General features: G+C 73.7%; 18 protein-coding genes and 2 pseudogenes. 10 read left to right on the top strand and 10 right to left on the bottom strand.

The features are described from left to right. Positions 1 to 137: 137 nt before the first annotated feature. Positions 138 to 3155, bottom strand: coding sequence for a family 78 glycoside hydrolase catalytic domain (locus AC27LF_RS01860; protein WP_479660283.1), 3018 nt, complete (start codon positions 3153 to 3155; stop codon positions 138 to 140). A 314-nt stretch (positions 3156 to 3469) separates the two neighbouring features. On the opposite strand from AC27LF_RS01860, the gene AC27LF_RS01855 reads away from it, so the two are divergent. Continuing rightward, positions 3470 to 4624, top strand: a complete 1155-nt coding sequence (locus AC27LF_RS01855) for an ATP-binding cassette domain-containing protein (RefSeq protein WP_479660263.1) — start codon at positions 3470 to 3472, stop codon at positions 4622 to 4624. Positions 4625 to 4917: 293 nt separating this feature from the next. On the opposite strand, the gene AC27LF_RS01850 is transcribed toward AC27LF_RS01855, so the two are convergent. The 3 genes from AC27LF_RS01850 to AC27LF_RS01840 all read right to left on the bottom strand — a co-directional run bounded on the left by AC27LF_RS01850 (position 4918) and on the right by AC27LF_RS01840 (position 7694). Then, a complete protein-coding gene (locus tag AC27LF_RS01850) occupies positions 4918 to 6075 on the bottom strand; it encodes an ABC transporter substrate-binding protein (RefSeq protein ID WP_479660262.1) in 1158 nt (385 codons plus the stop codon). Between the two features lie 270 nt (positions 6076 to 6345). Beyond that, positions 6346 to 7017, bottom strand: a complete 672-nt coding sequence (locus AC27LF_RS01845) for an ABC transporter permease (RefSeq protein WP_479660261.1) — start codon at positions 7015 to 7017, stop codon at positions 6346 to 6348. Beyond that, positions 7014 to 7694, bottom strand: coding sequence for an ABC transporter permease (locus AC27LF_RS01840; protein WP_479660260.1), 681 nt, complete (start codon positions 7692 to 7694; stop codon positions 7014 to 7016). Before AC27LF_RS01840 ends, AC27LF_RS01845 begins: the two co-directional genes overlap by 4 nt. A 183-nt stretch (positions 7695 to 7877) precedes the next feature. Between AC27LF_RS01840 and AC27LF_RS01835 the strand changes: the two genes are divergently transcribed. Beyond that, a complete protein-coding gene (locus AC27LF_RS01835; protein WP_479660259.1) occupies positions 7878 to 8663 on the top strand; it encodes an ABC transporter ATP-binding protein in 786 nt (261 codons plus the stop codon). 3 nt (positions 8664 to 8666) lie between these two features. Next, a complete protein-coding gene (locus tag AC27LF_RS01830) occupies positions 8667 to 9977 on the top strand; it encodes an FtsX-like permease family protein (RefSeq protein ID WP_479660258.1) in 1311 nt (436 codons plus the stop codon). A 204-nt stretch (positions 9978 to 10181) separates the two neighbouring features. On the opposite strand, the pseudogene AC27LF_RS01825 reads toward AC27LF_RS01830, so the two are convergent. The 3 genes and pseudogenes from AC27LF_RS01825 to AC27LF_RS01815 form a co-directional block, all read right to left on the bottom strand. Beyond that, positions 10182 to 10352 (bottom strand): annotated as a pseudogene (locus AC27LF_RS01825) (TetR/AcrR family transcriptional regulator); the annotation flags it as partial. A 130-nt stretch (positions 10353 to 10482) separates the two neighbouring features. After that, complete coding sequence (locus AC27LF_RS01820; RefSeq protein WP_479660257.1) at positions 10483 to 10848, bottom strand: cupin domain-containing protein; 366 nt, start codon at positions 10846 to 10848, stop codon at positions 10483 to 10485. Positions 10849 to 11248: 400 nt separating this feature from the next. Further along, positions 11249 to 13594: an MFS transporter gene (locus AC27LF_RS01815; protein WP_479660256.1), complete on the bottom strand. Its 2346-nt coding sequence runs from the start codon at positions 13592 to 13594 to the stop codon at positions 11249 to 11251. 189 nt (positions 13595 to 13783) lie between these two features. Between AC27LF_RS01815 and AC27LF_RS01810 the strand changes: the two genes are divergently transcribed. Continuing rightward, positions 13784 to 14749 carry a pirin family protein gene (locus AC27LF_RS01810; RefSeq protein WP_479660255.1) on the top strand — a complete coding sequence of 322 codons (966 nt, stop codon included), beginning with the start codon at positions 13784 to 13786 and terminating at the stop codon, positions 14747 to 14749. 66 nt (positions 14750 to 14815) lie between these two features. After that, the gene (locus tag AC27LF_RS01805; protein ID WP_479660254.1) at positions 14816 to 15163 is read left to right on the top strand and encodes a tetratricopeptide repeat protein; all 348 of its coding nucleotides are present in this window, start codon (positions 14816 to 14818) and stop codon (positions 15161 to 15163) included. Between the two features lie 634 nt (positions 15164 to 15797). Here the strand turns inward: AC27LF_RS01805 and AC27LF_RS01800 are convergent. Further along, positions 15798 to 17210, bottom strand: a complete 1413-nt coding sequence (locus tag AC27LF_RS01800) for a PepSY-associated TM helix domain-containing protein (protein WP_479660253.1) — start codon at positions 17208 to 17210, stop codon at positions 15798 to 15800. 150 nt (positions 17211 to 17360) lie between these two features. On the opposite strand from AC27LF_RS01800, the gene AC27LF_RS01795 reads away from it, so the two are divergent. After that, on the top strand, positions 17361 to 18005 hold the full coding sequence (locus AC27LF_RS01795; RefSeq protein ID WP_479660252.1) for a peptide deformylase: 645 nt from the start codon (positions 17361 to 17363) through the stop codon (positions 18003 to 18005). A gap of 19 nt (positions 18006 to 18024) precedes the next feature. Here the strand turns inward: AC27LF_RS01795 and AC27LF_RS01790 are convergent, their stop codons facing one another. Next, entirely contained in the window at positions 18025 to 19452 is a 1428-nt protein-coding gene (locus AC27LF_RS01790; RefSeq protein ID WP_479660251.1) for a dihydrolipoyl dehydrogenase family protein, read from the bottom strand. A 17-nt stretch (positions 19453 to 19469) separates the two neighbouring features. Here AC27LF_RS01790 and trxA point away from each other — a divergent pair, with 17 nt between their 5' ends. Next, positions 19470 to 19973 (top strand): thioredoxin, encoded by a 504-nt coding sequence (trxA, locus tag AC27LF_RS01785; protein ID WP_479660250.1) that lies wholly within the window; start codon positions 19470 to 19472, stop codon positions 19971 to 19973. 396 nt (positions 19974 to 20369) lie between these two features. Beyond that, positions 20370 to 20828, top strand: coding sequence for a hypothetical protein (locus tag AC27LF_RS01780; protein ID WP_479660249.1), 459 nt, complete (start codon positions 20370 to 20372; stop codon positions 20826 to 20828). A 14-nt stretch (positions 20829 to 20842) separates the two neighbouring features. Here the strand turns inward: AC27LF_RS01780 and AC27LF_RS01775 are convergent. Continuing rightward, positions 20843 to 21511 (bottom strand): annotated as a pseudogene (locus tag AC27LF_RS01775) (TetR/AcrR family transcriptional regulator); the annotation flags it as partial. A 98-nt stretch (positions 21512 to 21609) separates the two neighbouring features. On the opposite strand from AC27LF_RS01775, the gene AC27LF_RS01770 reads away from it, so the two are divergent. Both AC27LF_RS01770 and AC27LF_RS01765 read left to right on the top strand, forming a co-directional pair. Beyond that, positions 21610 to 22167, top strand: coding sequence for an NADPH-dependent FMN reductase (locus AC27LF_RS01770; RefSeq protein WP_479660248.1), 558 nt, complete (start codon positions 21610 to 21612; stop codon positions 22165 to 22167). Between the two features lie 820 nt (positions 22168 to 22987). After that, positions 22988 to 23443 (top strand): MarR family winged helix-turn-helix transcriptional regulator, encoded by a 456-nt coding sequence (locus AC27LF_RS01765; RefSeq protein WP_479660247.1) that lies wholly within the window; start codon positions 22988 to 22990, stop codon positions 23441 to 23443. Positions 23444 to 23562: the final 119 nt, after the last annotated feature.

Genomic DNA, 23562 nt, shown 5'->3' with positions numbered 1-23562 from the left:
GCGTCCCGCCCCGCCGCGTCCAGCCCCGCCGCGTCCGGCTCCGCCGTGACGGTCGCCCCTGCACGGCGCTCGGCCCTACACGACGGTCAGCCCTGCACGGCGGTCAGCCCTGCGCAACGCTCGACCCTGCACGGCGGTCAGCCCTGCGTGGCGGTCAGTTCGTAACGGCCGGACGGCAGGCGGTAGTCGGCGATCCCGTCGGCGAAGCCCACGAACTCGACGCCGGGCACCCGGGACAGCGGGGTGCGGCCCTCCCGCACGGCGTGCGGTCCGGCGGCCGGGATGCGCAGGGTCGCCGTGCTGTTGGCGGGGACGGCGGCCCGGTAGTGCAGCGTGCGGTCCCGCACCGACCAGGCGCTGACGATCTGCCCGTACGGCGACAGGTGCGAGCCGGACACCTGGGTGATCCTGCCGGTGGGGTCCGGGTGCGGGCGCAGGAAGAAGTGCTTGAAGCCCGGGTGGTCCGGGTCCTTGGCGATGCCGGCCATGCTCTCGTACATCCACTCCATGATCGCCCCGTAGGAGTAGTGGTTGAACGAGTTCATCTCGACCGGGCCGAAACCGTCCTGCTCGGAGTAGGAGTTCCAGCGCTCCCAGACCGTCGTGGCGCCGTTGTCCACGGAGTACAGCCAGGAGGGCATCGCGTTCTGGTGGACCAGCCGGTACGCGAGGTCCGCGCGCCCCTCGTCGGTCAGCACCGGGGCAAGCACGTTCACCCCGAGAAAGCCCACGGCCAGGGTGTTCTCCGCGTACTGGACACGGGTGCTGCCGGGGTGGGCGGCCTTGTAGGCGGCATCGTTGCCGATATTGTCGGCGAGCAGCGCGAGGAGCCCGCGGCGCTGGGCCTCGGTGTCGTAGAAACCGAGCTTGAGTACCCACAGCAGGGCGGTCTGGCTGTCGTCCTCGGGGTCGGGGCCGTTGATCGGTTTGCCGCCCAGGCTGGAGCGTACGGTGAGCCGTGCGCCGTCGGCGACGAGGTACTTCGCGATGAAGGCCCGTTTGATGTCGGCGAACAGGCCGTCGTACGCGTCCGCTTCGCGGGCCCGTCCGGTCGCCCGGGCCATCTGGGCCATCAGCCGGGTCACATACCCGTAGTAGACGTCGCTGATCAGCTGGGTGCCGGTGCTCTGCGGGGCCAGCCAGTCGGCGAAGAGGGCGCCCTGACCCGCGTGGCTGTCGCCGCCCTTGCGCCGGATCCAGTCCAGGTAGCGGGTCATCGCCTCCCAACTGCGGTCGACGATGGTCCGGTCGCCGCTCATCTGCCACACCGTCCAGGGCACGATCACCCCGCAGTCCGCCCAGCCGCTCACCGGGGCGGCGGCGTTGTACCGGTTGCCGGGGGCGACCGCGGTGAACTGGGCCCCGTCGAGGCCGTAGCCGCGCTGCGAGTCGATCAGGTTCTCCTCGAAGTGGCTGAGGAACGCGACGGCGTCGGCGTTGTACAGCCCGGTGTTGCAGAACAGCTGGGTGTCGCCGGTCCAGCCCAGCCGCTCGTCGCGCTGCGGGCAGTCGGTGGGCACCCACAGATAGTTGCCGCGCTGGCCCCAACGCACATTGGAGATCAGCTGGTTGACCTTGTCGTCGTCGGTGGTGACGGCGCCGATGTCATGGATCGCCGAGGTGGCGACCCTGCCGGTCAGGCCGGTGACGGTGACCCGGTCCGTCGCGGTCACGGAGACATAGCGGAAGCCGTAGAAGGTCAGGGAGTCCTGGTGGGTCTCGGCCCGGCCGCCGCCCCGCAGGACATAGGTGCTGGTGGCCTTCGCGCCGCGCAGGTTGGCCCGGTACACGGAGCCGGCCGGGCCGTCGGCGCCCGGGCTGTCGTCGTTGAGCATCTCGCCGAAGCGGAAGGCGACTTCGGTGCCCGCGGCGCCGCGCAGCGTGTAGCGCAGGACGCCGACCAGGTTCTGGCCGAGGTCGAAGACCGCCGTCTCGCCGGGGTCGATGGTCACCTCGGCGGTGGCCGCCCGTTCGGGGTCGGTGACCGTGCGGGCCGGGTCGGCGACGACGCGGCCCCTGCCGCCCCGGCTGCCGGCCTCGCCGGTGACGCCCGTGACGACGGTGACCGAGCGCGGTCTGCGGTCCCACTCGGGCATCAGCCGGGCGCTCTCGCCCGGGTAGGCGACCAGCTTCGCGGCGGGGAACGCCGCGGCGAAGCCGTGCTCCTCGACGCCGGTCCAGCCGGTGGCGTCGAAGCCGTTCGCGTTCCAGCCGGGCAGTTCCCTGCGGGCGTCGTAGGTCTGGCCGTCGTAGATGTCGTCGGCACGGTACGGGCCCTGGTCCGTGGCGCGCCAGGCGTCGCCGGGTTCGGTGACGACCGTCTGGGTGGTGCCGTCGGCGTAGCGGACGAGCAGTTTGGCCTTGAGGGCGAGCGGATTGCCGGCCGGCGCGTAGTAGGTGCTGCCCTCGGAGACACGGGAGTTGTACCAGCCGTTGCCGAGCACCGCGGCGAGCGTGACCTGCCGTTCGCCGGCCACCAGGCCGGTGACGTCGTAGGTCAGATAGCTGATCCGGCTGTCGTAGTTCGTCCAGCCCGGGGCGAGCAGTTCGTATGTGCTGCCGGTGCCCTGGGGCACCGCGACCCGCCGGCCGTTGACATAGGCGTCGTACACGCCGAGGGCCGAGACGTACAGGCGGGCCTCGCGCACCCGGCGGCCGGTGAGCGCCGTCTGTCTGCGCAGCAGCGGCGCTCCGGCGCTGTTGGGGCGCTTGCCCGCCATGGTGATCCACTTGGCGCCGGTCCAGCCGGTGACGCCGTCGGTGCCGAGCAGGCCGGTCTCGAAGCGGGCGGGCGGGGCGGTGGCCGAGCGGCCGTCCTCGTGCCAGACCGTCACCGTCCAGTGGTAGCGGGTGGCGGCGGTGAGCGGGGGGCCGCCGTAGGGCACCGCGACCGAGTCCGCCGAGGCGATCCTGCCGCTGTCCCAGACGTCGGGGCGGCCGTCGGTCAGCCGGGCGGGGGCGGAGGCCACCCGGATGCGGTAGGCGAGCTGGCGGCGGCCCCGTACCGCCGAGTCCGTGCGCCAGCCGAACCGGGGCCGGTCCGCGTCGACGCCGAGCGGATCGGTGCGGTGCTCCACCGTCAGGCCGGTCACCTCGGCGCTTGCGGCGCCGGGCGCGGCCTCCGCGGTGCCGGCGCCGCCGGCGCCGCCCGCCATGGCGATCGGTACGGCCCCCAGAGCCGTGGTCAGAACCGTCCTTCGTCGCACTCCGTCAGTCACGCCGTCATCCCTTCGGCCAGTCTGAGTCACATCGGAGTCGTGTCGGAGTTGCCTCGGAGTTGTATCGATTCAATACGGTCGACGGTTGAAGCTAGTGGCGGGCGTGAGGGGTGTCCAGGGCTCGTGCAGGACGAAAATTCCCGGGATTCCGTCACGCGCGGGCCGCAGGGGGCCGGTGCTTCGGAGATCGGTTTGAAACTTTTCAAAAACGGAGCCGGGCGCGCCGGACGCGGCGCGGCTAGCGTGGGGTGATGATCCGGTTCGAGCAGGTCACCAAGCGGTACCCGGACGGTACGACGGCCGTGGACGGCCTCTCCTTCGAGGTGTCCGAGGGCGAACTCGTCACGCTGGTGGGCCCGTCCGGCTGCGGCAAGACCACGACCATGATGATGGTCAACCGGCTCATCGACCCGACCTCCGGACGCGTCCTCGTGAGCGGTGAGGACGTCGCCGCGGTCGACCCGGTGCGGCTGCGCCGCCGGATCGGGTACGTCATCCAGCAGGTGGGCCTGTTCCCGCACCGCACGATCCTCGACAACACCGCGACCGTCCCCGCGCTGCTCGGCTGGAAGAAGGCGAAGGCGCGGGCGCGGGCCGCCGAACTGCTCGACCTGGTGGGGCTGGACCCGGCCGTGCACGGGCCGCGCTATCCGGACCAGTTGTCGGGCGGGCAGCGGCAGCGGGTCGGCGTGGCGCGGGCGCTCGCGGCCGACCCGCCGGTGCTGCTCATGGACGAGCCGTTCGGCGCGGTCGACCCGGTGGTGCGCGAGCAGTTGCAGGAGGAGTTCCTGCGCATGCAGGCCGCGGTGCGCAAGACGGTGCTGCTGGTCACGCACGACATCGAGGAGGCGGTACGGCTCGGCGACCGGATCGCGGTGTACGGGCAGGGCCGCATCGAGCAGTTCGACACGCCCGGCGCGGTGCTGGGCAGGCCCGCGACCGAGTACGTGGCCTCGTTCGTGGGCGCCGACCGGGGGCTGAAGCGGCTGTCGGTCACCGCGATCGAGCCGGACGACCTGGAGCAGCCGCCCGTGGCCCGCCTCGACGAGCCCGCCGAACGCGCCCGGGAGCGGCTGCGGGCCGAGGGGGCGCGCTGGGCCGTCGTCCTGGACGCGGACGGCGACCTGCACGGCTGGGTGGGCATCGACGGGCTCGCGGCGGGCGGGTCCGTCGGCCCGCTCGCGCACCGGATGACGGCCTGGGTGCCGGTGGGGGCGCCGCTGAAGCAGGCGTTCGGGGTGATGCTGCAGTACGACGCCGGGTGGGTCGCGGTGCTCGACGGCGCGCGTTTCCTCGGGGTGCTGACGCCTGCCAGGCTGCACGAGGCGCTGCGCCGCTCGGTGGACGCGGACGCCCGCGGCGTACCGCGCCGCCAGGTCCCCTTCGACTCGGTATCGGACGCCTGACCACCAGCAACGCGCCCGAGGCACACGCACCGACGCCCACCCGGCACGGCCGACGATCAGCCGGGGCACGCACGGCCGAGGGCGTGGGTCGGACACACGGCCGAGGGGCACGCACGGCGCGCGGCCCAGCGGCATGGGTGAGACACGCGCGGCCCACAGGCGCGCCGGTGCGCGCGGTCGAGCGGCATGTGCAGGGCACAGGGCCGGCAGGCATGCGCGGCGCGCGGCCCAGCGGTGTGCGCGGGGCAGCCGAGGTGCGTGCACGGTGCGGGCGGCCGAAAAGCGTGGGGTGGCTACCTCAGCAGGTGCTTGTTGTGCAGGTAGGTTCGGGCCACGTCCGCGGGTAGTCGGCGCCAGCTGTCCACCTGTTCGTTCATGGCGGCCAGGTCCGCCGTGGTGAGGACGTCGTTGAGCCGGCCGAGCGCCGTGGTGACGCCCGTGCCGCCCGCGCGGGCGCGGTTGACCACGGGGACGATGTAGTCGGCGTTCTGCAGGTGCCGGTCGTCGGCGAGCAGTACCAGCCCGAACTGGTCGAGGGTGGCGTCCGTGGTGGTGGTGAGCACCATCTGGTCCTGACCGTTCTGCACGGCCCGCTTGGCCTGGGTGGTGCCGACGCCCTTGGGGTCGACGCCGACGACATCGATGCCGTAGGTCTTCCGCAACCCCGGTGCGCAGTACGGCCGTCGTACGCACTCGTCGCCCGCGGCGAGCCGCACCCCCAGCCCCGACGCGCCGAGGTCGCTGAGCGTCCGCAGCCGGTGCTCGCGGGCGTACGAGCGGGCCACCGCGAAGGCGTTCTGGTCGACCGCCCGTCCGGGGTCCAGGACGGTGAGGCCGCGGGGCGTGGCGAGCCGGCGCAGGGCGGTCATGGTGGCGGCCAGGTCGGGCGAGCCGGCCGGTGCGGCGTGCGGGCCGTCGGCCTTGGCGGCCAGCCAGTCGGCGAAGGTGGCCGCGTACTCGGGCACGACGTCGATCTGGCCGGATTCCAGGGCGGGTTCGTACAGTTCGCGGTTGGCGACCGTGAGGATGGACGTACGGTAGCCGGCCCGGTTCAGCAGCAGCGCGTACATCTGCGCGAGCAGATCGCTCTCGGTGAAGCCGGCCGATCCGATGGTCAGCCGCCGGCTGTCGCCGGGCGAGGCGGTGACCGCGCCGCGGTTCTCCAGGGAGGGCCCGGTGACACACCCGGTGAGCAGCAGCGACGCGGCCGTCACGAGGGCCGCACCGGCCGAGAGCGCCCTGGCCCGCCACGCACCGCGCGGACGCCGACGGTCAGCGGCCCGCCGCCGACCCCCCAGCCGCCCGAGCCCGCGCCCCGGCAGCCACCCGTACGACCACCGCCCGGCGGCCACCGCGAGCGGCGCTCCCGCACGGCCGGCCCTGTCCCTGGTCTCCCGCGCGTCCCAGGTCTCCCGGGTCTCCGCCGTCTCCCGCACCTCCCGGTCTCCCATCTCCGCTGCCCCCTCGCAGCATCTTTCCGTCTCCCGCCTCTCCCGCAACCCCGGGATTTCCCGCCTCTCCCGCCTCTCCCCCTCTCCCCCATCTCCTTGTCTCGCGCATCACCCCCGTTTCCAGCATCTCCCCCGTCTCCCCCGTCTCCCCGTCTCTCCCGTCTCCCCCGTCTCCCTCATCTCCTTCGCCTCCCGCGTCTCTTGCCTCTCCTCGCGTCTCCCGCCGTGCGGTGGCTCTCGGTCGGCCGGGGGTGCTCCCAGGGCGGGGGGTCATCGGGGTGGTCTCAGCCGGCGTGAGAACAGGCGTTCGGTGGTTTCGAAGACGGCCTCGACGAGGAGGGCGAAGGCGGCCACCAGGACCGCTCCTGCCACCACCTGCGGAGTGCTGGCGAGGTTGAAGCCCGCCGTGATGATGCGGCCGAGACCGCCCCCGCCCGCCAGCGCGGCGATGGTCGCGGTGGCGACGAGCTGGACGGCGGCGATCCGCACGCCGCCCAGGACCATCGGCAGGGCGAGCGGCAGCTCCACCCGGAACAGCAGCTGCCGTCCGGTCATGCCCATGCCCCGCGCCGCCCGCACGACACCGCGGTCGACCTCGCGCATGCCGACGTACGCGTTGGTGAGCAGCGGCGGCACGGCGAACAGCACCAGGGCCAGCACGGTGGGCCCCTCCCCCCAGCGGCCGACCGGGGTGAGCAGCAGCAGGACCAGCACGGCGAACGTGGGCACGGCCCGGCCGGCGTTGGAGATGTTCACCGCGAGGACGCCGCCCTTGCCGAGGTGGCCGAGGACCAGCGCGACGGGCAGCGCGACGGCGCAGCTGACGGCCAGGCAGACGACGGTCAGCACGAGGTGTTGCAGCAGGCGGTGCCGGATGCCGTCCTCGCCCGTCCAGTGTGCCGGGTCGGCGAGCCAGTGCCAGGTGGCGGTGAGGGTCGTCATGCGCGGGCCGCCCGCGCCCAGGGAGTGATCAGCCACTGCACGCCGAGCAGCAGCAGATCGGCCGCGACCGCGATCAGTACGCACAGCACCGACGCCGTCAGCACCTGCGCCTTGAAGTAGGTGTTCATTCCCGCGTAGATGAGATTGCCGAGCCCTCCGAACCCGACGATCGCGCCGATGGTCACCAGGGACACCGCGGAGACCGTGGCGATGCGCAGTCCGGCCATGGCGGCGGGCAGGGCGAGCGGCAGCTCGACGGTGAGCAGCAGGCGGATCGGGCCGTAGCCCATGCCGCGCGCGGCCTGCCGGGTCTCCTCGGGGACGGCCCGCAGCCCGGCCAGGATGTTGCGGACGAGCAGGGTCAGCGAGTAGAGCACGAGCCCGGTGACGACGAGGCCGGCGGAGAGCCCGTACAGGGGCAGGAGCAGGGAGAACATGGCCAGGGAGGGAATCGTGTAGAGGATCGTCGTGACCCCGAGGACGGGCCCGGCGGCCCACGCCCAGCGGCGGGCGAGCACGGCCAGCGGGACCGCGACCGCGAGGCCGATCAGCACCGAGAGGGAGGTCAGCCACACATGCTGGATCACGGCGTCGAGCAGGATGTGGCGCCGGGTGCTCAGATACGCACCGCAGATCCATTCGTTGCGTGCGAGGCAGTCGTGCGGGGCCGCGGTCACGACTCCATTGCACCGGCGGACCACGCGGTCCGCTCGTCGTGTTGACCCGTACGGGTGGCGCTGGCTACACCCGCCGATACGGGTTCTGCGCCCCGTGTGCCGCGGCCGTCCGCTCCGTAGCTTCGTCACAGGCACAGACGGGCACAGACGGGCGCACCGGGTGCCGGACGGAGAGGGATGACGATGTTGCGCACACCTTCGCGACGCACGCACGACGCGGGACCCGCCGCCGAGGCGCTGCGGCTGGTCAAGGTCACCAAGACGTACGGCAGCGGGGACACCGCCGTGACCGCGCTTGACGGGGTCACGCTCGGCCTGGCCCGGGGCACGTTCACGGCGGTGATGGGCCCGTCGGGCTCGGGCAAGTCCACGCTGTTGCAGTGCGCGGCCGGGCTCGACCGGCCCGACAGCGGGATCGTGATGGTGGACGGCGCGGAGCTGACGGGTTCCGGCGAGGCGGAGCTGACCCGGTTCCGACGCGGCCGGGTCGGGTTCGTCTTCCAGCAGTACAACCTGCTGGACACCCTGACCGTCGCGCAGAACACGGTGCTGCCGCTGAAGCTCGCGGGCCGGCGCGTGGACCGGAAGCGGGCCCGGGAGGTCCTGACGGCCGTCGGGCTCGGCGACCGGCTCGGGCATCTGCCCGGACAGCTGTCCGGCGGTCAGCGGCAGCGGGTGGCGATCGCCCGGGCGCTGGTCGCCGAACCGCGGGTGATCTTCGCGGACGAGCCGACCGGCGCGCTGGACACACGCAGCGCGCGGGAGGTGCTGCGGCTGTTGCGGGAGGCGGTGCGGGTGCACGGCAGGACCGTGGTGATGGTGACGCACGACCCGGTCGCCGCCTCGTACGCCGACTCCGTGCTGTTCCTGGCCGACGGCCGGCTCGCGGGGCGGTTGCCCGCGCCGACGGCCGACGCGGTCGCCGAATGGCTCGCGCACCTCGGCGACGACGTGCCGGCGGGGGTGTGAGCGATGCTCGTACTGGCTCTGCGGTCGATCCGGGGGCGCCCCGGACGGTTCCTGGCGACGCTGCTGTCCGCCTTCCTCGGCGCGGCGCTCGTCATGGCCTTCAACTCGCTGCACGACACGGCCGGGCAGCCGGGCGTGGACGATGTGAGCGCGCGGACGCTGACCACCACGGCGGGCGTCGTCGGCGGCTACGGCACCCTGCTGGTCTTCTTCGCCATCGCCTCCGCCCTGACCGTGAACGTGCGGCAGCGGTCGGCCGAGATGGAGTTGCTGCGCTGCTCGGGGGCGACGCCCGCGCAGATCAGGCGGATGGTCGTCGGTGAGGCCGTCGCCGTGGCCCTGGTGGGCACGGTCCTGGCGGTCGGTCCCGCGGTGCTCGGCGGGCGGGCGCTGCTCGGCGCGTTCCGGGACAGCGGCCAGGTGGGCCGCACCGTGGAAGCCGCCTTCGGTCCGGTCGCGTTGCTGTCCGGGGTCGGTGTCACGCTGCTCGCGTCCGCGGGCGCGGCGTTCCTCGCCGTGCGCCGGGCGACGCGCCGGGGCGTACGGCGCGGCCGGGGGCGGACGCTTCTCGCGTACGCCGCGCTGGCCGCCGGTGCGCTGTCCGCGGCGAGCACCTACGCGTTCTCGGCGACGGACGCGGCGCTGATGGCGGCGCCCGCGTACGGGGCGATCCTGCTGTCGGTGGGTCTCGCGCTGCTGGCGCCGCGGCTGTTCGGCGCTGTGCTCGCCGCGCTGCCGCTCGGCGGGGCGAGCGGGTGGCTTGCGGTGCGTACTCTGCGCCGCCGGGTGGACGAGCTGTCCGGGATCCTGATGTCGCTGGTCCTGTTCACGGCCATCAGTACGGCGACGGTGACCATGCAGTCGGTGGAGTCCGACGCCGTCGCGGCCTCGGGGCTGCGCAAGTCGGTCGACGCGAAGAACCTGGAGACGCTGAATCTGACGGTCGTCGGCGTCATCGCGGTGTTCGTCTGCGTCATGCTGGTCAACTCCCTGTACGCGGCGACCACGTACCGCGGCTCGGAGTTCGGCCGGCAGCGGCTGGCGGGCGCCACCCCGGGCCAGGTGCTGGGCACGGTGGGCGTCGAGTCCGCGGTGCTCACGGTGGTGGGGGTGCTGCTCGGCACGGTGGCCGCGCTCGCCGGGATCGTCCCGTTCACGATGGTCCGCACCGACGGTGTGCTGCCGGGTCAGACGTTCGGCATCTGGCTCGCGGTGTGCGCGGTGGCCGCGGCGGTGACGCTGGGCACGAGCCTCGGCACGGCACGCCGGACGCTGCGAACCCCGGCGATCGGGGCGGTGGCCGCGGCGACGTGAGGCCGGTCGCCGGTGACGGGGGCACGCCGATCGCGGGCCACAGGGCCACCGCCGTCGCGCGTTGTCGGGGCAGGCCGGTCGCCGGTGACAGGGGCGATCCGCTCGCGGGCCACGGGGGTGGCCGCGGCGGGTGCCCCTGTCGCCGTGGGCGCCCTGCGGGCCGGTGGCGCCGGGCGCCGCTGCCCGCACGAGACACCGGCCGCGTCACGCCCGTACGCCGGCCGCGTCCAGGAGCGCTGTCACCATCGCCGTCGCGAGTCCGCCGTCCAGCCGCTCCACGCGGGCGCCGGCGCGGGCCCCGTCGAAGACCAGCATCAACTGGCGGGCCAGCAGGGCCGGTTCGCGGGCACCGCCCTGCTCGGCCAGCGCGCGGAACTAGGTCTCAAGCCGCTCCTACCCCGCCTTCGGCACCGGCGCCCGCGAGAGGGCACCGGTGAGATCGACTCGCCCCGCGCCCCACCCGCAGACGACCGCCCGCGGCGACCAGGGCCGTCGGCGCTCGCGTTTATGGCCCCGGCGACTTCGCGTAGGTCTGGGCCATGCCGCCGGCGAAGTCGTAGACCACGACCTGTTCGTCGCCGACGACCCAGGCGTCGTGGCCGGGCGAGCACACGAAGACGTCGCCGGGGCCGACCTCGGCCTCGCCGCCGTCGTCCATGTGCAGCCGCATCCGTCCCCGCACCACGAAGCCGTTGTGGTGCACCATGCAGCTCTCCGTGCCCGCGATCGGCGCCACGGACTGCGACCAGCGCCAGCCCGGTTCGAAGGTGGCCACGGCGAAGTCGAGCCCGCTCATGTGGACGGCTTCGAGATGGCCGCGGGGGAAATCGCGCCGCTCGTCGGGCTTGTCGACCGTCTTCACTTCCAGCATGACGGTGTCCTCCCTTCCGGCCGCCGACCGCGGCCGGGGCCGGTCACCGTCTCCCGACGTCGGGTGGCGCCGGCGCACACGGCAACCGCCCCACCCCTCCATCGTCCGCCCACCCCCACACCCCCACCACCCGACCCGGACGACAACCCAAGCAGAAACGCCCCAAAGGGGCGCGGGGAACTGCGCGACCAGCCACGACCCTGCCGCAGACAACCGACAGCGCATCCCGCCAAACCCAACGAAACACTCAGGCGCCGAGCGCGGCCCAAGCAGCCCCGACGAAAACACCGCCCCAAAGGGGCGCGGGGAACTGCGCGACCAGCCACAACACAGCCGCAGACAACCAACGGCGCATCCCGCCGAACCCAGCGGAGCGCTCACGTGAGGTCGATGTCGTGGTTCACCGTGTCGCCGCCGTCGAGGCGCACGCCGGTGGCCCGCGGCGGTAGCCGGTCGCGACGACCGAGTACTGGCCGGTGTCCAGGTCGGTGAAGGCGTACGCCCCGTCGACGCCGGTCGTGGTCGTGGCGACGACGTCGCCCGTGGCGTCCACCAACGTCACCCGGGCGTCGCTCAGCGGGGCGCCGGCGCCGCGTACCGTGCCGCGTACGTACGCCCCGGGCCGCAGTTGTATCTCCACGCGCGTGTCACCGGTGTCGGCCAGGTCGACGGGCAGCGCGAGCGGGCGGTGCTCGGGCGAGTCGACGGCGAGGGTCACCGTCCCGGGCACCAGGCCGGCGACGCCGAACTCGCCGAGCGTGTCGGTGTGCGCGGTGGCCAGGACGTCGCCGCGCACGTCGGTCACGACGACGACCGCGCCCGCGACCGGCGCCCCGCTCTCCGCCGAGCGCACGACGCCGGTCAGCGCGCCGTTGCCGCTCAGCAGGATGTCGTGGGCCGTCGGGTCCGCGCCGACCACGAGCGAGGTGGCACACGGCCGGTGGCCCGCGGCGGAGGCGATCAGGACGTACGTCCCCTCTCCCGGCGCGGTGAGCGCGTACGCCCCGTCGGGCCGTGCGACGGCCCGGCCCAGCTGCCGTCCTTCGAGCGCGATCAGGGTGATGGCCGCGCCGGCCACGGGCGCGCCGTCGGCGCCGCGCACCCGCCCGCGCACCGGGATGCCGCGCGCGCCCTGCCCGGCGGGCACCGCGGGCACCGCGGGCACCGCCTTCGGGCCCGTGGCCCGCGTGGCCGCCGGTTCGGGAAACTCAGGGGACACGGGAAACTCAGGTGACACGGGGGACTCGGGGGGCACAGAGGGCTGCCGGATGGCGCCGGGCGCCGCCGCCTGCACGGTCGCCGGTCCCACCACGGGCGTGGCCTCGCGGCGGCGCGGAATGAAGGCGGCCACGAGGAGCGCGAGGACCGCGGCGCCCGAGCCGACCGCCATGACCACCTTGAAGCCGTTCTCGGAGGGCAGCAGGGCCGCGCCGAACGGAGTGGTCAGCTGCGCCAGGATCACGCCCGCGACGGCGCTGGCGGTGGAGGTGCCGATGGACCGCATCAGGGTGTTGAGGCTGTTCGCGGCGGCCGTCTCGGACGGGTCCACGGCGCCCATGATGAGCGCGGGCATGGCGCCGTAGGCGAAGCCGATGCCGGCGCCGATGACGCAGGAGGCCACGACGAGCTGCCAGACGGCGTCCATCATCACGATGTTGAGGCCGTAGCCGGCGGCCACGATCACGGCGCCGCACATCAGGGTCACCTTCGGCCCCCACGCGCGGGACACCGCCGCGGACACCGGCGCCATGGCCATCATCACCAGGCCGGTCGGCGCCATGACGAGTCCGGCGAAGAGCAGCGACTTGCCCAGGCCGTAGCCGGTCGCCACGGGCAGTTGCAGCAGCTGCGGGAGCACCAGGGACATGGCGAACATGGAGAAGCCGAAGGCGACCGAGGCGAGGTTGGTCACCAGCACCTGGCGGCGGGCCGTGGTGCGCAGGTCCACCAGCGGGTGCGCGGCGCGCAGTTCGTACAGGCCCCACAGGAACAGCACCAGGACCGCGGCGCCGAACAGGCCGAGGGTCGTGCCGCCGGTCCAGCCCCAGTCGGCGCCCTTGGAGATCGCCAGCAGCAGACAGACCAGGCCGGCCGCCATGCCGATGGCGCCGGGCAGGTCGAACCGGCCGCCGGTGCGCACCCGGGACTCGGGGACGAGGAGCAGCACGAGCACGGCGGCGACGACGCCGAGGACCGCCGACGTCCAGAACAGGGTGTGCCAGTCGAAGTGGTCGGCGATGAGCGCGGCGGCGGGCAGCCCGAGGGCGCCGCCGACGCCCAGGGACGCGCTCATCAGGGCGGTGGCGGAGCCGAGCCGTTCGGCGGGCAGTTCGTCGCGCATGATGCTGATGCCGAGCGGGATCACACCGGCGGCCAGCCCTTGCATGGCCCGCCCGACGATCATGGGGACGAGGGTGTCGCTGAGCCCGGCGGTGACCGATCCGGCGACCAGCATGCCGAGGCTGGTCAGCAGCATGAGCCGCTTGCCGTACATGTCGCCGAGCCGGCCCATGACGGGGGTGGCGACGGCGGCCGCGAGGAGCGTGGCCGTGACGGCCCAGGCCGCGTCAGAGGCCGGCGCGTCGAGCAGTTTCGGCAGCTCGGGCACGATCGGGATCACCAGGGTCTGCATCAGCGAGACCACGATGCCGCCGAAGGCCAGCACGGCGACGACGAGGTTCGTCCGCGGCGCGGTGGGCTCCTGCGGCCTCGCCTCCTGAACGGGCCGGGGTTGTGCGTGGGCCATGGTCGGGCCTCCGTCCGGGCACTCGGGTGTGCGGCCCATCGACTGTAAGTCCGTTGATTGACTTAAGCAAGGAGAGTGGGATTCCCTGGCCGCCCGGTGAAGATCCCGTACTCGCCGGAGTGCGGCACCCGGCGGCGGGGCGGCCGTTCCGGGCTCGGTGACCGCGGGACCGGCGCTAGGTTGGGCGCCATGAGCAACCTTGACCGCGCGCCCGTACCCAGTGTCTGCGGCGGCCGCGGATTCGTCGTCGCCGAGCCCGTCCGCGAGCTGCTGAGCCCCCGCGAGGTGCGGCTCGGCGAGTCGACCGAGGTGCGCCGGCTGCTGCCGAACCTCGGCCGGCGCATGATCGGCGCCTGGGCCTTCGTCGACCACTACGGGCCCGACGACATCGCCGACGAGCCGGGCATGCAGGTCCCGCCGCACCCGCACATGGGACTGCAGACGGTCAGCTGGCTGCACGAGGGCGAGGTGCTGCACCGTGACTCGACCGGCAGTGTCCAGACCATCCGGCCGAGGCAGCTTGGCCTGATGACCTCGGGCCGGGCGATCAGCCACTCCGAGGAGAGCCCGCGCCCGCACGCACGCCTTCTGCACGGCGCGCAGCTGTGGGTCGCGCTGCCGGACGCGCACCGCCACACCGACCCGCGGTTCGAGTACCACCCCGAACTGCCCACGGTCAGCGCGCCGGGCCTGACGGCGACCGTGATCCTCGGTGACCTCGACGGCACCGCGTCGCCCGGTACGGCGTACACACCGATCGTGGGCGCCGATCTGGCGCTGGCCCGCGGCAGCGATGTCCGCCTCCCGCTGGAGCCCGACTTCGAGTACGGGGTCCTGGCGATGTCCGGTGAGGTACACGTCGACGGCGTGCCCGTGCTGCCGGGTTCGATGCTCTACCTCGGCTGCGGCCGGAGCGAACTGCCGCTGCGCGCCGAGTCGGACGCGGGGCTGATGCTGCTCGGCGGCGAGCCGTTCGAGGAGGAGCTGATCATGTGGTGGAACTTCGTCGCCCGCACCCAGGAGGAGATCGAACAGGCCCGCGCCCAGTGGCTGACGGGGTCCCGCTTCGGTGAGGTGAAGGGGTACGACGGTGCCCCGCTCGCCGCGCCCGAGCTGCCGTCGACCCCGCTCAGGCGGCGCGGCCGGACCAGGTAGCGCCCGGACCTGATGGTGGAATTTTCAACCACTGGGTTCGGTTGTGGGCGTCGAAGGAGGTCACGAGTGGAGACGACGTACTACGACCACGGAACCACGGCCGAGCGCTGGGAGCGCGGGCGGCAGTTCTTCGACGCCCAGGACTACGCGGGCGCGGCGCGCGTGCTGGCCGGGCTGGTCGAGGAGGTGCCGGAGCAGACCGGTCCCCGGCTGCTGCTGGCCCGTGCCTACTACCACTCGGCCCAACTGAGCCGTGCGGAGGCCGAGTTGCGGGCGATCGTGGAGCGTGACCCGGTGGAGCACTACGCCCGGCTGATGCTGGGCCGCACGCTCCAGCGGCAGGCACGGCACGACGAGGCGGAGACACACCTGCGGATCGCCTCGGCGCTCGCGGGCGACTTCGCGGACGCCTGAGCACCCCGCGCCGAGGGCCCGGCTCCCGAAGGAGCCGGGCCCTCGCCACACCGACGCACGCCGCGGACGGCTCGCGCGGGGATCACCGCGCGCACGGCCAGGAACAGGGCGACCGCGGAGTTCGCCGGGACCCCCGCGGGGTATGCCGCGGCGAGGCCCACCGAGGTGCCCGCCGGGGCGGCAGGGCGGCGAGTACGCCGATGCACGGGTGCCGTCGCGGCCGGGCTGAGCGCTCCGCTGGAAAAGCCGCGCTATGCCGTCGGTCGTCTGCGGCACCGTCGTGGCTGGTCGCGCAGTTCCCCGCGCCCCTTCGGGGCGCTGTCGAACCGCAGCGGGATTCACTTGACCTGCTTAGCGAGCGTCGCCGCCAGGCCGGCTCGGCCGTGAATCCCCCGCCGCCGGGCCGCGCAGACGGCGGTGGTGCGCAGCGACCGCGGGAACGGGCCCGCCCCGTGCCGTCGAGTGCACGGCGAGCAGAGGGCGGTGCCGCCGGGCGGCGAGACCACCGGCGAGCCGAGGCCGACTCCGGATCGCGGTCGCCGGAGAGTCCGTCTCGCAGAGCGGGACGGACACGACGGTCACCGGCCCGCACCCGGCGGCGCGGCCCGGGGCCGTCCGGCTTGGGTGGAGCGCGTCACTTCGTGTCGGCCGCACCGCCGTGGGCGCGGTGTGCGCGGCGGTGGGCCGTTTCGCCGAGCGCCATGTCCACGATGAGGAACGCGGCCAGCGGGATGCCGAGCAGGGGGACGAAGTAGCCGAGGACGGCTGTCGCCGCCAGCGCGGGGACCAGGATGTACGGGGGTACCTGCGCCCAGGCGCCGCGTGGCAGGGGTCGGCCGAAGGCGGTGCCGCGGCCACGCTGCCACCACATGCGGTAGCCCCACAGGATGAGCAGCACCAGGGCCAGCGCGAGCAGCGCAAGACCGATCTGGTTGACGATCCCGAACAGGCTGCCGCTGTGCAGGTCGATGCCCCAGCGGCTGAGCTTGGCGAGCACCGGGTAGTCGTCGAACCGCAGGACGTCGGTGACCCGGCCGGTGGCCGGGTCGACGGCGACCGAGTCCTGCTTCTCCGGCCAGCTGCGCTGGATCTGCCGGACGACGTACGCCGATGTCGCGTCGGCGGGCGGGACGATCTCCACCGGATCGCCCAGCCCCCGTGCCCGGGCCGCCGCGAGCACGGTGTCCAGGCCGACGCCGTGCGCGGCGTCCCCGCCGGTGCCGGCCGCGGCGCCGTGGCCCGCGTGTTCGCCGCCGGAGACCGCCGCCGACACCGACGGGGTGGCCTGGCCGAGCGAGGCGCGCAGGTCCTCGATGTTCGCGCCGGCATACGTCGACCAGGTCAGGCCGGTCGCCGACAGAAAGAGGAAACCGGCCGCGGCCCAGGCACCCACGCCGCCGTGCAGGCCGAGGGTGCGGCGTCGCCCGCTGGTCCCCCGCAGCCTGCGCAGGGCGCGCCGCCGGGAGAACCACAGCACGAGCCCGCCGCCCGCTATCACCCACAGCCAGCTCGCGGCGAGTTCGCTGTAGAGCCGGCCCGGGTCGCCGAGGTGCAGATCGCGGTGGAGTTCGTCGATCCAGGTGCGCAGCGGCAGCGCGCCGCTCGCGCCGTACTGCTCAAGCGCGCCGCGCACGGTGCCCGTATACGGGTCGACGAAGACGGCGAAGGTGTGGTCGGGGTCGACGCCCGGGACGCCGCTGAGCAGCACCCGGGTGGTGGCCTCCGGCCCCGGGGCGGGGCGCACGGCGGCGACGGTGCCCTCGGGGTGGGCCTTGCGGGCCGCGGCCACCTGCTCCGAGAGGGTCAGTTCGGTCGGGCCGACCGGGACCGTCAGTTCATGGGAGTAGACCAGCTTCTCCACCTGGTAGGAGCAGGCGTACAGGAATCCGGTCACGGCGGCGACCAGCAGGAACGGGGCGACGAGCACACCGGCGTAGAAGTGCAGGCGCAGCACCAGGGGGCGCAGCGGGGCCCAGCGGCTCGGGGAGGGCGACGGGGCGTGGGGCCGTGCGGCCTCGTCCGTGGTGGTCGGGGGAGCGGTGGGCATCGGCGGCTTCTCCGGGGCTCGATCGTCAGGGGTGACGGTCCAGTGGTCGGGGCGCCGGGCGGACAAGTTCCCGCGTCTCGAAGTGACGTACGCCACACAAGGGTGCGCAGCCACCGTGTACCGGGGGAACCGCCGTGGCATGCTGGCGCGATGGCAGCTCCCACTGATCGAGCACCCCTCGCCGAGCGGGTCGAACAACTCCTCGCCGTCGACGGTCCGTTGCCCATCGTGGCGGCGGGCGAACCGGTGCTGCGCCGCCCGGCCGAACCGTACGACGGGCAGTTGGAGCCGGCGCTGCTGGCCCGGTTCGTCGAGGCACTGCGCCGCACCATGCGCGAGGCTCCGGGCGTCGGGCTCGCCGCGCCGCAGGTCGGCGTGGGGCTGCGGATCGCGGTCGTCGAGGACCCGGCGGCGGTGCCGGACGAGGTGCGGCTGGCCCGCGGGCGGGTGCCGCAGCCCTTCCGGGTGCTGGTGAACCCCTCGTACACGCCGGTGGGCGGCAGCCGGGCCGCCTTCTTCGAGGGCTGTCTGAGCGTGCCGGGGTGGCAGGCGGTGGTGGCCCGGCACGCCGAGGTGCGGCTGCGCGGCGAGGACGAGCGGGGCCGAGCCCTGGACGAGGTGGTCACCGGGTGGCCGGCCCGGATCGTGCAGCACGAGACGGACCACCTCGACGGCACCCTCTACCTCGACCGTGCCGAACTGCGCTCCCTGTCCTCGCACACGGCGATGACGCGGCGGTGGACGCAGCCGACGCCCGAGGCCGCCGCCGCGGCCCTGGGCTTCGAACTGCCCTGAGGCGGCGCGGCCCGCGCGGTCAGCCCCGGTACTCCTCCAGCAGGCGCAGCCACACCTCGCTGATCGTCGGGTACGACGGGACGGCGTGCCACAGGCGGCTGACCGGGACCTGTCCGGCGACGGCGACGGTCGCCGAGTGGATCAGCTCGCCGACGCCGGGGCCGACGAAGGTGACCCCGCGCAGGATCTCGTCCTCCAGGTCGACGACCATGCGGGCGCGGCCCTTGTAGCCGTCGCCGTACAGGCCGGCGCCGGCCACCGAGGAGAACTCGACGTCGACGGCCCGCACCCGGTGGCCGACCTGTTCCGCCTCCGCCAGGGAGAGCCCGACGGCGGCCGCCTCGGGGTCGGTGAAGACGACCTGGGGTACGGCGTGGTGGTCGGCGGTGGCGCTGTGCGGGCCCCAGGGCTCGGCCCGGGCGGGGTCGCCCGCGGCCCGGGCGGCGATGGCGGTGCCCGCGATCCGAGCCTGGTACTTGCCCTGGTGGGTCAGCAGCGCGCGGTGGTTGACGTCGCCGACCGCGTACAGCCAGTCGGTTCCGGTGACCCGGAGGCTGTCGTCCACCGGCAGCCATGACCCGGGTTCGAGTCCGACGGTGTCCAGCCCGATGTCGTCGGTGTGCGGGACACGGCCGGTGGCGAAGAGGATTTCGTCGCCCTCGACACGGTCGCCGGCCGCGGTGACCGCGACGACGGTGCCGTTCTCGCGGGTCACCGACTCGACGGAGGTGCCGGTACGGATGTCGGCGCCGGCGTCCGCCAGCGCCTCGGCCACCAGTTCGCCGGCGAAGGGTTCCATACGGGGCAGCAGGCCCTTGCCGCGGACCAGGACGGTGACCTGGGAGCCGAGGGCCTGCCAGACGGTGGCCATCTCGGTGGCGACCACGCCACCGCCCACCACGATCAGGCGGCCGGGCACGGACCGCGCGCTGGTCGCCTCCCGGCTGGTCCACGGTGTCACGTCGGCGAGTCCGGGCAGGTCGGGCAGCAGGGCGCGGGTGCCGGTGCAGACGGCGACGGCGTGCCGGGCGGTCAGGGTCCGTACGACGCCGTCGGCGCCGGTCACGGTGACCGTGCGCGGTCCGGCCAGCCGCCCGTGGCCGCGGTACAGGTCGGCGCCGATGCCGTCGACCCACCGGACCTGGCCGTCGTCCTTCCAGTGCGAGGTGTACGCGTCGCGGCGGGCGAGGACCGCGGGCGCGTCGAGGGGGCCCTGCACGGCCTGGCTCAGGCCCGGCAGGCGGCGGGCGTCGGCGCGGGCGATGACCGGGCGCAGCAGGGCCTTGCTGGGCATGCACGCCCAGTAGGAGCACTCGCCGCCGACCAGTTCGCTCTCCACGATCGCGGTGGACAGGCCGGCCGCTCTGGTGCGGTCGGCCACGTTCTCCCCCACGGGCCCGGCCCCGAGCACCACGACGTCATAAGCGATGGATTCCGTTTCCGTCATGGGGACAAGTCTGGTGGGTGGTGTACCGGGCGGCCACACGGGGTGTGCCCGATGACCACACGGGTACGCGGCCGGAATACGTACGCGGGTGGCCGTGTTGCGCAGACGGCTCGACCCCACACAGGAAGAGGGAATCACGCATGAGCAGCACCGTGGAGCTCACCAAGGAGAACTTCGACCAGACGGTCACGGAGAACGGGTTCGTCCTGATCGACTTCTGGGCGTCCTGGTGCGGCCCGTGCCGTCAGTTCGCACCCGTGTACGAGAAGGCGGCCGAGGAGAACCCGGACCTGGTGTTCGGCAAGGTGGACACCGAGGCACAGCCGGAGCTGGCCGCGGCCTTCGGCATCCAGTCGATCCCGACGCTGATGATCGTCCGCGATCAGGTCGCCGTGTTCGCCCAGCCGGGCGCGCTGCCGGAGGCCGCTCTGACGGACGTCATCGGGCAGGCCCGCAGGCTGGACATGGACGAGGTCCGCAAGAGCATCGACGCGCAGGCGTCGAACGCCCAGGGCGAATGACCCCGAACCGCCCCTGAAACGCACCGCCCCGGCCGACGCGCCGCACCACAGAGGCTCCGCGACGCGCGGCCGGGGCCGCGTACGACGCGGTCGCTCCGGGCGGGCGAGTCCACCGGTCGGCGCGCGGCGGGGGTCGCATACGGCGCTGCCGATCAGGCCGGCGAGGTCCCGCCCGGTCGACGCGGCTCCCTGCGGACGGTGCTGAGCCGGGGCCGGACGGTGCTGAGCCGAGGCCGGACGGCACTGAGCCGGGGGCGGACGGCACTGAGCCGGGGGCGGACGGCACTGAGCCGGAGCCGGACGCCGCTGAGCCGGCGGCGGACGGTGCCTATTAGCCGGGGGCGCGGCAGCCGGTCCGGCACGAGGTCGTCGGCGCCGATCACGGCGGTGCCCTCGGTGGCGGGCCCGCAGCAGCATGGCGTACGCGCCGTCGTACGCGATCCTCACGCCCAGCCCCAACCGACGCCGACACGCGGCCAGTTCGGCGGCGACCCGGGCGCCCGCCCAGGAGTGCGGCGCCCCCGGTCCATCAACGACCTCCAGCGGGCCCTCGGCGACGGCTCGGGCGGGCGGCACGAGATCGACCACGGTGACCTGCGTGACGTACGTGACCTGCTGCTCGGCTCGCTGCCGCCGGGCACCGTCCACTGGGGCACGAAGGTCACGGCGGCGCACCCGCTCCGGGGCGGCAGGCACGAGATCGCGCTCGCCGACGAGGCGGCCCTGTCCGCCTACGAGGTGCGGTTGTTGCCGCGCAGCGGGCGGGCCGTGGCGGCGTCGGCGCGCGGTGGCGCGTCGCTCTTCCGCGGCGACGGCCCGCAGGGGCTGCTGGAGGAGTTCGCCGCGCACGGCTGAGCGTGGCTCAACAGCGGCGATGTACGGGTGACCCGGGCGACCAGGTCCAGCCAGCCGGCCTCAAGCCGCTGCAGCGGCATGCCGCACTGCCGGGTGAGGTGGTGGAACAGGACGGGGCTGAGATAACCCATGAGGGTCTGCGCCAGCAGCTCGTGGTCCCCCGCGGGCACGGCCTGGCGCAGCAGCATGACCACATGGCTGTGCAGGACGCGGCGCGGCGCCGACGAGAAGCGGCGCTCCGGCTGGGGCTCGGCCGCCAGTTGGAGTTCCAGTTCGTCGCCCATGCGGTGCAGCAGGGCGACACCGAACGCGCCCAGCCGCTCCACCGGTCCCGCGCCGGGACCCAGCGGCGGGGGGCCGCTCATGAACGCGGCCTGGAACTTCCTCTCCGAGTGGTCCAGCAGGGCCGTCAGCAGGCCCGTACGGTCGCCGAAGCGGCGGAAGACGGTGCCCTTGCCGACCGAGGCCGCCACGGCCACCGCCTCCATGGTGAGGTTCGCGGCACCCTGCTCCCGCACCAGATGGGCCGCGGCCTCCAGCAGCCGGGCCCGGTTGCGGGCGGCGTCGGCGCGCAGGCACGGCTCGTCGTCCACCGAACCGACTTCGAGGAGCGGCATGTCGACCGGCTCCGAGGGCGGCGTAAGAGGCGGCAGGGCGCTGGACATGAACACAGCGTAAAGCACGCGGAATGAAACTGGACCGCGGTCCGGTTAGACTGCTACAACATTAAACGGACCTCGGTCCGCTTCGTAACGTCAGTGTTTCAGCCCCTGGAGTTCCCATGTCTGTTCGCATCCTCGCCCTCGTCGGCAGCCTTCGCTCCGGTTCCACCAACCGGCAGCTGGCCGAGGCCGCCGTGCAGGTCGCCCCCGAGGGCGCCGAGGTCACGGTGTTCGAGGGGCTGGCCGACATCCCCTTCTACAACGAGGACATCGACGTCGAGGGCAGCGTCCCGGCCACCGCCGCCAAGCTGCGCGAGACGGCCCATGACGCCGACGCGTTCCTGCTCTTCTCGCCCGAGTACAACGGCACCATCCCGGCCGTGCTGAAGAACGCCATCGACTGGCTGTCCCGTCCGTACGGGGCCGGCGGCTTCGGCGGCAAGCCGGTCGCCGTGATCGGTACCGCGTTCGGTCAGTACGGCGGCGTGTGGGCCCAGGACGAGGCCCGCAAGGCCGTGGGCATCGCCGGTGGCAAGGTCATAGAGGACATCAAGCTGTCCATCCCCGGCTCGGTGACCCGCTTCGCCGAGACCCACCCCTCCGACGACGCCGAGGTCGCCGCCCAGCTGACCGAGGTCGTCGCGCGCCTGCACGGCAACGTGGGCGCAGCCGCCTGACGGCCCCACCCCAGGGGGCCGGACCCACCCGGGTCCGGCCCCCTCCCCGTCCCCGACACCCGCCTCGCAGCCCACGACGGCCCCACCCCTCGCGCGACTACGTGCGCCCCGCGGCGAGGATCGTGATCACCCCATCCCCCAGGTCCGCCCCGACGCGCACCTTCGTCGGTGCGGGCCAGCGACTCGGGCGCGTCGACGCGATCGGGCAGCGAAGCGTCCTTCGGCAGCCGCGGCGCGGGCCGCGCCACGGCTGTGGCGGTGCGCGGTGCGCGGTGCGCGAGATCGCGTGCGCGCGTCGGCGGAGCCCACCCCTCGTGCGACCGGCGCCGGCACTCGGCCAACGACCGCCCGGCCCGGTCACCGCGTACCGGCCGCGTCCCTGGCCGGCGCCCACGTGGCGCCCGGCGCGCCGACTCGGTGAGGACACTCGGCCCGCCACCCTTCGTCCACCGCGCCGCCGTGGCCGGTCGCGCAGTTCCCCGCGCCCCTTCGGGGCACGGCCCTGGCCGGATCAGCGCGTCAGGCCATGACCCACGGGCGATACTCCACCGGCAAGACAGCGAGACGACGCGCCGCCGCGGTACATGCCACCGCGCTTCCCTGCCTAGATCGCGATCACCGCATCCCTGAGACCCCACCCGCGGCCCACCCCGTCGACGCGGTTGCGCCCTGCGGCAGCCGCGCCGCGAAGTGCGTGCAGCTTACATGTCATGTGCATCGCGCATGTAATGTGGCCCATACATGTACATGTGCCAGGATGAAACGGCCGTGCGCGGGGACATACAGCGGGACGGCCGTACGGGTTAGGAGGCTCAGGCACATGATCAGGCCGACGCACGAGGTCGAGTACGAGCAGATGCTGCTCAGCCGCCACACGTTCATGAACCAGATGGGCGGCCGGCGCAAGGACAGCGTCCTGGAACGCAGCGCGTACATCCTGCTCAGCCGCATCCGCGTCCAGGGCCCGATGTCGATCGGGGAGCTGAGCGACGCCTTCGGACTCGACGCCTCCACGCTCAACCGGCAGACCGCCGCGGCCATGCGCGCCAGCCTCGTGGACCGCATCCCCGACCCGGCCGGCGGCATGGCCCGCAAGTTCCGCATCACCGACCAGGGCGCGCGCCTGCTGGACGAGGAGCGCGAGGGCATCGTACGCAGCCTGGACCTGGTCATGGCGGACTGGTCGGACGAGGACATCGCCGCCTTCGCCGACTATCTCAAGCGCTTCAACTCCGGCATCGAACGCATCGGCGGCCGGCCCTGGCCCCGCCCGTAGCGCGCGCCGCCGCCCGCCGGGCGGGAACCCGCTCGGGGCCCTGACCGAAGGCGCCGCCCCGGAGTGCGACCCTTGAGCGGAACCGGTCACCGGCGGGCCCGCCGGTGCCCCGTCGCGGG

This window comes from Streptomyces diversicolor, from assembly GCF_057537855.1.
The sequence above is the reverse complement of the archived record's forward strand: the minus strand, read 5'-3'. Positions and strand labels throughout refer to the sequence as shown.